Annotated in this window: 8 protein-coding genes; 2 read left to right on the top strand and 6 right to left on the bottom strand. The window is 60.4% G+C overall.

Annotated features, from left to right (window positions below; all coding sequences use genetic code 11):
- Positions 1 to 79 precede the first annotated feature (79 nt).
- Positions 80 to 478 carry an acyl-CoA thioesterase gene (locus HNQ72_RS30960; RefSeq protein WP_183992395.1) on the top strand — a complete coding sequence of 133 codons (399 nt, stop codon included), beginning with the start codon at positions 80 to 82 and terminating at the stop codon, positions 476 to 478.
- 15 nt (positions 479 to 493) lie between these two features.
- Here HNQ72_RS30960 and HNQ72_RS11575 read toward each other — a convergent pair whose 3' ends face one another.
- The 3 genes from HNQ72_RS11575 to HNQ72_RS11565 are packed head-to-tail and all read right to left on the bottom strand — an operon-like array spanning position 494 to position 2,379.
- Entirely contained in the window at positions 494 to 1,057 is a 564-nt protein-coding gene (locus tag HNQ72_RS11575) for a biotin transporter BioY (protein WP_183992394.1), read from the bottom strand.
- Positions 1,058 to 1,087: 30 nt separating this feature from the next.
- The gene (locus HNQ72_RS11570) at positions 1,088 to 1,693 is read right to left on the bottom strand and encodes an energy-coupling factor transporter transmembrane component T family protein (RefSeq protein WP_183992393.1); all 606 of its coding nucleotides are present in this window, start codon (positions 1,691 to 1,693) and stop codon (positions 1,088 to 1,090) included.
- Positions 1,693 to 2,379, bottom strand: coding sequence for an energy-coupling factor ABC transporter ATP-binding protein (locus tag HNQ72_RS11565; protein ID WP_183992392.1), 687 nt, complete (start codon positions 2,377 to 2,379; stop codon positions 1,693 to 1,695). Before HNQ72_RS11565 ends, HNQ72_RS11570 begins: the two co-directional genes overlap by 1 nt.
- A gap of 109 nt (positions 2,380 to 2,488) precedes the next feature.
- On the opposite strand from HNQ72_RS11565, the gene HNQ72_RS11560 reads away from it, so the two are divergent.
- Positions 2,489 to 3,679, top strand: a complete 1,191-nt coding sequence (locus tag HNQ72_RS11560; protein WP_183992391.1) for a winged helix-turn-helix domain-containing protein — start codon at positions 2,489 to 2,491, stop codon at positions 3,677 to 3,679.
- Here HNQ72_RS11560 and glgB read toward each other — a convergent pair whose 3' ends face one another.
- From glgB to HNQ72_RS11545, 3 genes are read right to left on the bottom strand one after another with little or no spacing between them, the layout of a single operon-like run.
- On the bottom strand, positions 3,680 to 5,887 hold the full coding sequence (gene glgB, locus HNQ72_RS11555) for a 1,4-alpha-glucan branching protein GlgB (protein WP_183992390.1): 2,208 nt from the start codon (positions 5,885 to 5,887) through the stop codon (positions 3,680 to 3,682).
- Complete coding sequence (gene treS / locus HNQ72_RS11550; RefSeq protein ID WP_183993104.1) at positions 5,884 to 9,186, bottom strand: maltose alpha-D-glucosyltransferase; 3,303 nt, start codon at positions 9,184 to 9,186, stop codon at positions 5,884 to 5,886. Before treS ends, glgB begins: the two co-directional genes overlap by 4 nt.
- A 23-nt stretch (positions 9,187 to 9,209) precedes the next feature.
- A complete protein-coding gene (locus HNQ72_RS11545; protein ID WP_183992389.1) occupies positions 9,210 to 12,464 on the bottom strand; it encodes a maltotransferase domain-containing protein in 3,255 nt (1,084 codons plus the stop codon).
- Positions 12,465 to 12,507 lie beyond the last annotated feature (43 nt).

The following is a 12,507-nucleotide window of genomic DNA, read 5'->3' as shown; positions in this document are numbered from 1 at the left end:
TCAAGCAGCAGCCCTTGCCCTCGGCCCGGTTTGGCCGGAAAGAATAGGGCCTAGGGGAAATGGCTGTTCAGAGGTGTGCGTGGCCAAGGATACGATCAAGGCGTCGGATTTTCGCGTTGCCTTCCGCGACGTCGACATGAATGGCCAGATGTTCCGTTCGGTCTATATCGACCGCGCCGAAGAAGCGGTTGCCGCATTCTGGCGTCGCCGTAAGACCAAGGACGATGACCCATTCTTCATCACCGGCAAGGTTGCCGGGACATTCCATGTGCCGCTTCAGGTGGGGGATATTGTCCACACCCATGTCGGCGTCAGCAAGATCGGCGGAAAATCGGCCGGTTTCCTTGTCCGCATGACCCGTGGCGAAGAGGCCGTTGCCGAAGTCGAGATCGTCTGGGTGGCAACGGATGGAAAGGGCGGCAGTCCAGTCGCGCTTCCGGAAGACCTGCGCGACTGGCTTTATTCGTTTCTCGATTGAGCCCTATGGTCTGGCTCAGGCCCTCTTAGGCAGGAGCGGGTAGCCGACCATGACGGCGCGGCCGGCAAGCGCTGCGATCACGGCCTTCAACACGTCGCCCGGGATGAAGGCGAGCGAACCCATGAATGCCTTGGAGAAACCGAGGCCGGTGATCAGCGCCAGATAGCTGATGCCGCAAACGTAGAGAACGATCACACCGCCGAACAGCGCCGCGACGAAGAAATTGACCGTCTGCACGAAGCCGGCCTGGCTGTGGCTGACCAGAAGCTGCGACAGGTAGCCGGTGGTGATGACGGCAAATACCCAGCCGATCAGATAACCGGTGGTCGGCGCCATGAACACGGCAAGCCCGCCACGGCCGCCGGAAAGTACCGGAAGTCCGATCGCGGCAAGCACCAGCACGAGCAGCACCGAAATCGTGCCGCGCCTTGCGCCGAGCACGACGCCTGCAAGCATCACGCCGAGCGACTGGGCGGTGATCGGAACCGGAATGAAACCGAGCATGATCGGCGGAACGAGGCCGAGAGCCACGATGATGGCGGCAAAGAGCGCTGAAAGAACGAGGTCGCGGGTTGCCATGGTTTAGGGTTCCTTGAGGCTGACAATTCGTCACTTCTGACGGCGGATGCCGCGGGCGTCAATGGCGGCTGCAATCTCGTCCGCGCTTCTAAGTGTCGTGATGATCAGCGGAACGATGAGCGACACCGGGCGTGGCTTCAGCCCACGGGCGTAGTGTGCGTCCCGGATCACCTCGTAGCGGCTGAGGATTTCCGGCACGAAACGGATGACCAGGCCGATTGAAAGCCCGACATCTCGCGCCTTCAGAATGCCCAGCCGCTCGAGCGGCATCGCAGCCCTGGTGATCACATCAATGAAATCGCCGGTCGTCGTCGTTGCGGTGACAAGGCTGGCGAACAGCGCCAGTGCCGCCAGCCGGAAAAGTGCGATCAACCCCTCGGTCGTGCCGTTGAAAACCGCCGTAAACAGCGCAACGACGACAACGATCAGTGCAAACGGGCGCATCCGTCGCCAGATTTCCGCAGCGCTGATTCGCAGCAGCGTGTGGCCGGCAAGCCCGACAAGCGCCGCACCGGCGAGAAATGCGGAATTGCCGATCATGAAGAGGGCGAGGCTGATAACCGACAGCGTCGCCAGTTTCACACCCGCAGGCAGCCGGTGCAGAGCGCTGTCGCCGTCGATATGCAGCGAGCGCATCAGTCTTTTCCCTCATGCATCGCCCTGTACTGGCCGATGACCTCACCCGGCTCGCCGTCCGCCGCGATCCGTCCTTCATGAACCAGCAGGACCCGGTCCAGACCGGCGACAAGATCGAGATCGTGGCTGATCACGATCACGTCTTCCGGCAGCGTGTGGATCGTCCTTTCCACCAGATTGCGGTTCTTCAGGTCGAGCTGGTTGGTCGGCTCGTCCATCACCAGGATTTTCGGTTCTGTAACGAGCACCGAGGCAAGCGCTGCAAGTTGCAATTCCCCGCCGGAAAGCTCGTGCGCGCGCCGGTCACCGAGATGCCCGATGCCGAAGCGGTCGAGTATGGCCTCGACCGCTGCCGTCACCTCCTGCTTCGGCAGCTTTCGTGATTTGAGGCCGAGCGCGATATCTTCGCGCAGCAGCGGCAGGATAATCTGGTTCTGCGGGTTCTGGAAGATGAAACCGCTCTGTCCGCGCGCCTCATCTTGCCTTTCGACCGTATCGAAACCGTTGACCGTGACCCGGCCGGCCGATGGCTTGACCAGCCCGTTGATCATTCTCGCAAGCGTGGTCTTGCCGGAACCGTTCAGCCCGATAATGCCGACCCGCCGCCCGTTCAGTGCCAGGTCGAGCGGATGGATGACGGTGCGGCCCTCGAAACGAACCTCGACCTTTTCAAAATGGATATCCAAGCCAGATCCTCAAAATTCTCCCGCGTCTATAAACCGCCATCGGCCACAAAGGAATTCGGAACAAAAAAAGAACATTGCAATGGTTGCATTAAGCCCATAGTCTCCCGTCATGGCTATTTTGATCGACAACGAGCAGGCACGGCGGATCTTCCTGGAACGGCAGCAGCTTTGCGCTCCGCCCGGTCGCGCGTTGGCCAAGTCCGGTCTGCTGCAACTGATCGACGATCTTGGCTTCGTCCAGGTGGATAGTATCGCCACCGTCGAACGCGCCCATCACATGATCCTGTTTTCCCGCAACCAGACCTATCGACGGGAGCACCTGACAGCGCTTCTCGAAAAGGACGGCGAGCTTTTCGAGCACTGGACCCACGACGCCTCGATCATTGCGGCGCGGCTTTTCCGTTACTGGAAACACCGCTTTCGCCGCCGCGGCCCGGTTCTTGCCGAACGTTGGCGCAAATGGCAGGGCGAGGGTTTCGACAGCGCTTTCGAGGAAACGCTTCGCCACATTTCCGAAAACGGCGCGATCATGTCCCGCGACATGAAGGTGGAGGATCACAAGTCCGGCGGCTGGTGGAACTGGCATCCGAACAAGAGCGCGCTCGAATATCACTGGCACACCGGCAGGCTGGCGATTGCCGGACGGGTGAATTTCCAGAAGATCTATGATCTGACCGAACGCGTCATCGCTGCCCACCATCATGAGCCGGACGTGGAGCATGAAGAATTCATCGACTGGGCCTGCCGCAGCGCCATGACAAAGCTCGGTTTTGCCACATCCGGCGAACTCGCCGCCTTCTGGGATATCGTCACGCCGGAAGAGGCGAAGGCATGGGTGACAAGCCACCGCGAAGAACTGACCGAGGTCGTGATCGAAGCCGCCGACGGCAGCCGTCCGCGGGCATCCTTCGCGCTTCTCGGTTTTCCCGATCATCTCGGGGACATTCCCGATCCGCCGGCCCGCATCCGGGTGCTGAGCCCCTTCGATCCGCTGCTGCGCAACCGCGACCGCGCCGAACGCCTCTTCAATTTCTTCTACCGTATCGAGGTTTTCGTTCCCGAGCCGAAACGGCAATACGGTTATTACGTTTTCCCGCTTCTGGAAGGCGACCGGATGATCGGCCGCGTCGACATGAAGGCGGACCGCAAGACGGGCGTGCTCGACGTCAAGCGCCTGTGGCTGGAAAAGGGCGTGCGTGCCTCTACCGGCAGGCTGGAAAAGCTTGATGCGGAGCTGCAGCGGGTGGGCAGGTTTGCCGGTGTCGAAAAGGTTATCTATCAGCCCGGTTGGCGAGGATAGTTACCCCCGCCACCTCACAAACACCGTCGAAAGCGGCGGGAGGTCAAGCGCGATCGAGTATGGCTTGTCGTGCTGGGGGGAGCGTTGCGCCCAAGCATCCAGCTGGCCGAAATTCGAGCCGCCATAGGTTGCTGCATCCGTATTGAGTACGATCTCCCAGCGGCCGTCTTCGGGCACGCCGACACGGTAGCCATAGCGCGGCACTGGCGTCATGTTCGACATGACCAGCATAGGCGATGAACGGTCCCGTGATGAGCGAAGCATGCCATAGACGGAGTTTTCCGCATCATCCGCCACGGCCCATTCAAATCCCTCGGGATGCAGGTCGCTGAACTGCAGCGCCGGCTCGGTTGCATAAAGCTGGTTGAGGTCGCGGATGAGGAACTGGATACCGGCATGTTCCGGCCGATCGAGGAGATCCCAGACGACCGAAGCGTCATGGTCCCATTCGCTTTCCTGACCGATCTCGCAGCCCATGAAAAGCAGCTTCTTGCCCGGATGTCCCCACATGAAGCCGTAATAGGCACGCAGGTTGGCAAGCTTCTGCCACCGGTCGCCCGGCATCTTGCTAAGCATCGAGCCTTTGCCATGCACCACTTCGTCATGGGAAATCGGCAGCATGAAACGCTCGGAATAGGCATAGATCATCCCGAAGGTCATGCCGCCATGTTCATACTTGCGGTAGACCGGGTCGTCCGAGACGTAATGCAGCGTGTCGTGCATCCACCCCATGTTCCACTTGAAATCGAAGCCCAGCCCGCCGTCTTCCGGTTTCCTCGTCACGCCAGGCCATGCGGTGGATTCTTCCGCAACGGTGAAGGCATGCGGGCAGCGGTCATGGATGATGCTGTTCAGGTGTTTGAAGAACTCGACGGATTCAAGGTTCTCTCGCCCGCCATACTGGTTCGGGATCCATTCACCCTCGTTGCGGCTATAGTCGCGGTAAAGCATCGAGGCGACTGCATCGACGCGCAATGCATCGACATGGAAATGCTCAAGCCATTCGAGCGCCGAGGCGATCAGGAACCCTTTCACTTCGTTGCGGCCAAGATTGTAGATCAGCGTGTTCCAGTCCTTGTGAAAGCCCTCGCGAGGATCGGAATGTTCATAAAGTTCGGTTCCGTCGAAACGGGCAAGACCCCAGACGTCGGTCGGGAAATGCGCCGGCACCCAGTCGAGAATGACACCGATGCCTGCCTGATGGCAGCGGTCGACGAAATAGGCGAAGTCCTCCGGCGTGCCATAACGCCCGGTCGGTGCGAACAGGCCAAGTGGCTGGTAACCCCATGAACCGCCGAACGGATGCTCCATGATCGGCAGCATTTCGATATGGGTAAAGCCGAGGGATTGCGCATAGGGGATCAGTCGCTGGCTGAGTTCTACCCAGTCCAGCGAGCGGTTGCCCTCTTCGGAAATCCGCACCCAGGAACCGAGATGCACTTCATAGACAGACATCGCGCCGTCGCGGCTGCGATCCTGTGCCTGCCGTTCCATCCAGTCCGCATCATGCCAGCGAAACGATCGCGACGAGGCGACGATGGATGCCGTTGAAGGCGCCGCTTCCGATGACCGCGCCACCGGGTCGGCGCGTTGCGGCAAGAGGTTGCCGTGGCTGTCGAGCAGCTCGAACTTGTAGCGCTCGCCATGCGTCAGCCGCGGAATGAACAGCTCCCATATCCCCGCCTGAGGGCGAAGCCGCATCGGGTTGCGCCGCCCGTCCCAGGCGTTGAAATCACCGACCACGGAAACCCGCCGCGCATTCGGCGCCCAGACGGAAAAGCGCACGCCCGAAACGCCGTCGATCTCCATCGGGATGGCCCCGAGCGTGCGGCCGAGTTCGTAATGGGTGCCCTGGCTGATCAGATGCAGATCGAGTTCGCCGAGCAGCGGTGAAAATGAATAGGGGTCTTCCGTCTCCTGAACCGCGTCCGGCCATTCGATCCGCAAACGGTAGGGTGACGGGCCACCGACAAGACCGGCGAAAATGCCGACGTCATGGATCGGCTCAAGCTCTGCCACCACCCGTCCGGTATCGCTTTCGATCACCGACACGGACAGCGCGCCGGGAAGCAGTGTCCTGACGACGGTGAGGTCGCCATATTGATGCTGTCCGAGCATGGAGAACGGATCTCCGTGACGCCCTTCGGCAAGCGCCTGCAGGCCTTCCTGTACCATGCCGGTCATCAGCTCTGCGCGTTCATATCTCATCGGTCAGTCTCCAATAGTCGGGAGGCGATCGCCGAAAAACCGGCAAGCGGAAGGGGCAGCCAGTGCGGTCGGCTGCGAACCTCATAGGCGACTTCGTAAGCGGCCTTTTCCAAAAGGAAGAGATCGAGCACTCGGTCTCGGTTGTCGTTCGATTGCATCAGCGCATCGGATTTCTCGACTGCGGTGAAATAGGCGCTGAGGAAGGCAGGCTCGGCCAGTTCGATGAAGCGGGTAATCAGCTGGCGATGGCGGATATCGTCTACCTCGCTCACAATCTCGCGGTCCATGTCGGCCGCAGCGGCGAGATAGCTGAGTGAACGTAGGAGCCCTGCCACGTCGCGCAGCGGATTGGTTTTTGCCCTGCGCTCGCCAAGCGTCTTGGTCGGCTCGCCCTCGAAGTCGATGATATAGGCATCGCTTTCGGCAACCAGAATCTGGCCGAGATGAAAATCGCCGTGGTGGCGCGTCTTCAAGGTGCCGCCGGTCGCTTCCGTCAGGCGGCTTGCAAGTGCGGTAAGTTCGTCACGGCGGGCGATCAGCGACCGCGCGATCTCGGCCATCTCGCCCTCCAGTCCCGGCAGGGTGCCCTCCAGAATGGCCAAGCTTTGGCCGATCTGTTCGGCGACTGCACGGCGCGCTGCGGCCACATCCTCCTTCGTGCCCCATTCGGGCTTAAAGGCCTCGTCATCGGTATTTTCCGCCAGCGCCACATGCAGCTCGCCAAGCCGTGTTCCTATCGTTGCTGCGAAATCCACCAGCGGTTTGAAATGCTCGTCGGCGGCTTCGTTCTCCAGCCCGGTGACGACGATCTCGTCGATCGAGCGGCGTAGATTTCCGAGCATCCAGTTCCACGCATCACCCTGGTTGCGGATTGCCTTCTGTACAATGATCAGGGTGTGGCGCGTGCCGTCCGGCCCCGTGCGGGCAACTTCGCCGAGAAGCTGCGCCGTGTTCAGGTACCCCACCTTGGTGAGGTGCCGCGTCATCTCCACCTCCGGATGGATCCCCGGAAAGATATGGCGGATCAGCTTGACCATCGCCAGATCGCCGACGATCAGTGAGCTGTTGGACTGTTCGGCGGAAAGCCAATGCACCGGTAGTTCGTCGCTGATCTCCAATCTGTCGAGATGATCCGTGCCGATGAATTCGAGGGCCCCCGTGCGACCGGTAATCACGGCACGCTCTGACAGGCCGCGCAGGATAGCGCGTGCAAAACTTTCATGCGCAAAGCCGTCGGTCAGGAAGCCAACCCGACGCCCTTGTCTCAGCCGCGCCATGGCAAGCTGCTGGGCAAGCGCGCTCGGAAAACTGTCGTCCCAGGATACCGCCAGCGGCAGGAGATAGCTGTCCATGCGGCCGGCGATATCGGCTTCCAGTTCGCCGAGAAGGATGTTGTTTGCAAAGGGCAGGGGCGTTGCCGAGATGAGCGCGGCGTGGTTCAGGATCTCTCCCTTCGCGCCGAACCAGCGCCGCATCGTGAGATATCCCGGCAGCACCTCGTTAGACATCGTGTCTGCCAGCTTCGGCTGGTCGACCAGTTCCTGCAGGTCGCGGCGCACAACCATGGTTACCATGTCCTGCACCTGTTCCGGCGGCGCCTTGCGCCAGCTCGGCCCATCGGATTCCGGCGACAGCTGGAACCAGAAGAAACCATAGGGCGGCAGCGTCAGAAGATAGGTCAGCTGCCCGATCGGCGGAAAGGGCGACATGCCGGTAAGTTCGATCGGCACGGACCCTTCGAATTTGGAAAGGTCCAGCTCCACCGCCTGCGGCAGTCGCGAAAGATTGGCGACGCAGAGTATCGTCTCGCCGTCATGCTCACGCAGATAGGCCATGATCTTGCGGTTGCCCGGCGTCAGGAACCGAAGCGAACCACGGCCGAAAGCCGGATGCCGGTTGCGTAGCGCCAGCATGCGCCGGGTCCAGTTGAGCAACGAATGGGCGTCAGCTCCCTGCGCCTCGACATTCACCGCCTCATAGCCGTAGAGCGGGTCCATGACCGGCGGCAGCACGAGACGGGCAGGATCGCCCTTGGAAAACCCGCCATTGCGATCCGGCGACCATTGCATCGGCGTGCGCACGCCGTCGCGATCGCCGAGGTAAATATTGTCGCCCATGCCGATTTCGTCGCCATAATAGATGACCGGCGTGCCGGGCATGGACAGGAGCAGCGCATTCATCAATTCGATCCGCCGCCGGTCGCGTTCCATCAGCGGTGCAAGGCGCCGGCGGATGCCGAGATTGATGCGGGCGCGACGGTCCGCGGCATAGGTGTTCCAGAGGTAATCGCGTTCCTCGTCGGTCACCATTTCCAGCGTTAGCTCGTCATGGTTCCTGAGGAAGATCGCCCATTGGCAGTTTTCCGGAATTTCCGGTGTCTGGCGCATGATGTCGGTGATCGGGAACCGGTCTTCTTTGGCGATAGCCATGTACATGCGCGGCATCAGCGGAAAGTGGAACGCCATGTTGCATTCGTCGCCATCGCCGAAATATTCGCTCGTATCCTCCGGCCACTGATTGGCCTCGGCAAGCAGCATCTTTCCGGGATGGCTTTCATCGAGTGCAGCCCTGATCTGTTTTAATATGTCATGGGTCTCGGGCAGGTTCTCGTTATTCGTGCCCTCGCGCTCGATCAGATAGGGGATCGCGTCGAGCCTGAACCCGTCGATCCCGGTATCGGCCCAATAGCGCATCACCTGCAGAAGCTCTTCCAGCACGGCCGGATTGTCGAAATTGAGATCCGGCTGGTGCGAATAGAACCGATGCCAGTAATACGCGCCGGCGACCGGATCCCAGGTCCAGTTCGACTTTTCCGTATCGAGAAAGATGATCCGGGTTTCGGGAAATTTCTGGTCGGTATCGGACCAGACATAGAAATCCCGCTCCGGCGAACCGGCCGGCGCATGCCGTGCCCGCTGGAACCAGGGATGCTGGTCGGATGTGTGATTGATGACGAGCTCGATGATGACCCGGATTCCGCGCTCGTGTGCGGCTTCCACAAACGCACGAAAATCCTCCATCGTGCCGTAGTCGGGGCTGACGTTGCCGTAGTCTGCGATGTCATAACCATCGTCACGGCGCGGCGAGGGAAAGAAGGGCAGGAGCCAGATCGCATTGGCGCCGAGCGAGGCAATGTGATCGAGCTTTTCGGTCAGCCCTTTGAAGTCGCCTATTCCGTCGCCGTTCGTATCGTGAAACGACTTCACATGCAGCTGGTAGATGATCGCGTCCTTGTACCATAGCGGATCGTCATTCTGCTGCTGGTTCTGGCTGATCGCCTCCGAAAGGCTGTTGGTCATGAAATCCACGGCTCATTCCTCCCTTATCTGACACGCCAGATGGCGAACGGCAGTCCTGCCTGCGGGTCGAGCCGCAGGCGCTGGATCTTTCCTGTCCAGGTGAACCGGTTGCCGGCGATCAAGTCTTCCAGTTGAAGCGAAGCGTAGTCGGGCTTGTTCCACGACCAGAGCGGGATTTCGACATCCGCCTCATGCGCATTGTAGGGGTCGAGATTGACCGCGATGAGCAGCACGTTTTCGCGTCCTGCACTGGCCTTTTCGAAGAACATGATATTGTCGTTCCAGGCCGTCAGAAGCTGCAGGCCGAGATGCGAATGCAGCGCCGGGTTCTCGCGGCGGATACGGTTTAGAAGTGCGATCTCGCCCTTGATATTGCCGGGCCGGTCATAATCCCAGGCGCGGATCTCGTATTTCTCCGAATCCGCATATTCCTTGCGCTTGGCATCCGGCCGGCCTTCGCAAAGCTCGAAGCCGTTATAGACACCCCACAGACCGGAAAGCGTGGCGGCAAGGGCGCCCCGGATCAGATAGGCAGGGCGCGGCGCGTTCTGCAGAAAATCCGGATTGATGTCGTGGGTATTGACGAAGAAATGCGGTCGGAAGAAATCCTTTGGCTCTTCCGTGGTGATCTCCCGCATATACTGTTCGAGTTCCCACTTGGCGTTTCGCCAGGTGAAGTAAGTATAAGACTGCGAGAAACCGACCTTGGCGAGCCGATACATCACCTTCGGCTTGGTAAATGCTTCCGACAGGAACACAACATCCGGATGCCGCGAGCGGATATCGGCGATCATCCATTCCCAGAAGGGAAACGGTTTGGTGTGCGGGTTGTCGACGCGGAACAGCTTGACGCCGTTATCGACCCACTTCTGCACCACATCTCGCAGTTCGATCCAGAGCGAAGGAACTGCCTCTTTCGCGTAGAAATCGACATTGACGATGTCTTCATATCGCTTCGGTGGATTTTCCGCATAACGGATCGTCCCGTCCGGCCGCCAGTCGAACCAGCCCGGATGTGATTTCAACCACGTGTGATCCGGCGAGGCCTGGATGGCGAGGTCGAGGGCAATCTCAAGCCCATGATCAGCGGCTGCATCCACCAGCCGGCGGAAGTCGTCGAACGTGCCGAGTTCGGGATGGATCTCGTCATGCCCGCCCTCCGGCGAGCCGATTGCGTAAGGACTGCCCGGATCTTCCGGTGCGGGCGTGAGCGTATTGTTCTTACCCTTGCGGTTGGTCTTGCCGATCGGGTGGATAGGCGGAAAATAGAGCACGTCGAAGCCCATCTCGCGAATGGCGGGCAGCCGGGCGATTACGTCATCGAATGTGCCATGGCGGCCCGGATCGCCGCTCTGCGAGCGCGGAAAGATCTGGTACCAGCTGGCAAAGCTCGCCGCCGTCCGTTCCGCATCGACGGGGATCGCTTGCGAGCGTACCCGATGTGGTCGACGGTCGGCCATTGCCATCAGCTCGGCGGTTTCCGGCAGAAGCAGGGTCTGCGTCCGCTGCTTGTCCTGTTCTGCCGTCAGCCGGTCGAACAGCTTTTGCAGTTGGGGTTTCAAACCGCCGGAGGCATGATCCAGCGCATCGAGCACCAGATTGATGCCTTCTTGAATCTCCAGCCGCAGATCCAGGCCGGCCTCATGCTTTTTGGTGAATTCGTAGCGGAAGATCTGGAACGGGTTCTTCCAGCCTTCGACCGCAAATTCGTGCCGGCCCATGCGCTTCAGCGGAAATTCCGCCTGCCAGCGGTCGTTGAGAACGAGCTGCATCGGTACTTCCTGCCAGCCTTCGTCATCGGCGCAGCGATAAAGCAGGGCGGCCGAAAGCGGATCATGCCCATCGCCAAAAATGTCGGCCTCGACCTTCAGGATCTCGCCCACGACGCGCTTGACGACAAAGCGGCCCTCGTCGACGGCAGGCGTGATTTTCTCGATCGCCAGCCTTGGGGAAGCTGCCGCCGCTTCGGCTTTGGGAACCGGAACGGCATCGACAATCGGTTCGGAAACATAACCCTCGAAGATGCGGATTTCTCCGGGCCTGAGCTTCAGTTTCGCGTCAAAAACCTCTATCCCGTCCTCCGGTGCGACCAGGGGCAGGAATGGCGAGGCGGCCTCACGCAATACGTTGAACGGGGCCGGAGCAGTCTTGCGCAGGTCGCGGTTCAAAAGCACGACGCGCATCTTTTCGGATGCGCGGCTGTCCTCTTCATCCGTCTGGAACAGCCCGACGACGGGGCCCTGGCTCGCGGAAACGAGCTTCAGCGGGCGCCGGGCAAAACCGGCGGTCGTTTTGTTTGTCGCGCCGTTGATTTCGCGGATTTCGGCCGAGAGCTCGTAGGAACCTTGGTCTTTCAAACCCCGCAGCCCCGATCCGTCTCCATGGAGCGGATCAAGTGGAAGTGAAACGCCATATTCGAACCCCATCGGGATCATCAGCCCGCTGGTAAAGGTCGAGGCAAGCTTCAGCGCCCGCATAGCCTTGCGCTTCAGTACCTCGCAACCATCAGTGCCATGAGCGATGCGCCTGCCGAAGGGCGCTTCGGGAAAGGCAATCTGGTAACCGAGATCACGCTGGATTTGATATTCGTCCATGATCCAGCGCTCTTCCATGTCCCACCATGCGAGCGAGGAAAAACTGCCGTCGAATCCGCTGCCCTTTAGTGCCTTGCGATCGGCAAACGAGCTTCCGGGCGTCCAGGCAATGAATGTCGTCTCGGGCCTGGACCGGCGCGCATGAGCGACCAGATCATGCCATGCTTCCGGGGCAACGCTACCGATGCCGATACAGCGGAAGCCGGCGACACCGGCTTCGGCCAGAGATACCAGCCGCTCTTTCCATTCTTCGACATGACGGGGCTGCGCGGAAAAATCGAGCTTCTGCGCGCCCATCTGATGCGGCTTCAGGCGTGGATCAGCTGCGACCGGCGGATGGGGGAGGTGGGCTGTCGCGACCTGATCGATAACCAGATCGAGCATGAATTTCAGCTCGCATTCGCGCGCGGCCTGCGTGAGTGCGGTAATCGCCTCCATCGGGTCCGAGCCTAGTCCGAGAGAGGGGGCCAGACGATCGTAGTCAGATGTCGTAAAGATGCTTGCACCACTGCCGCGATCAAACAGCGGACCTGACAGGATCGTGTCGAAGCCCAGGGCGCGGGCATGAGTAAAAACCTCCTCCCACGCATCCATTCCATGGAGCGCAAGCGGATGCACATAATAGATCTGTGGTGGCAGAGCGGTCAGCGGAATGCGGGATGCAAATTGAGGGCGCGTGTTCATCGGTCCTGCCTTGCCTTTGATGGTTGGGGGCACGTGATCGGAT

Origin of the sequence: Aliirhizobium wenxiniae (assembly GCF_014201355.1) — a bacterium.
In the GTDB taxonomy this organism is placed as follows: Bacteria; Pseudomonadota; Alphaproteobacteria; order Rhizobiales; family Rhizobiaceae; genus Neorhizobium; species Neorhizobium wenxiniae.
Note: the sequence above shows the minus strand (reverse complement) of the source record. Positions and strands in the feature narration are given on the sequence as shown.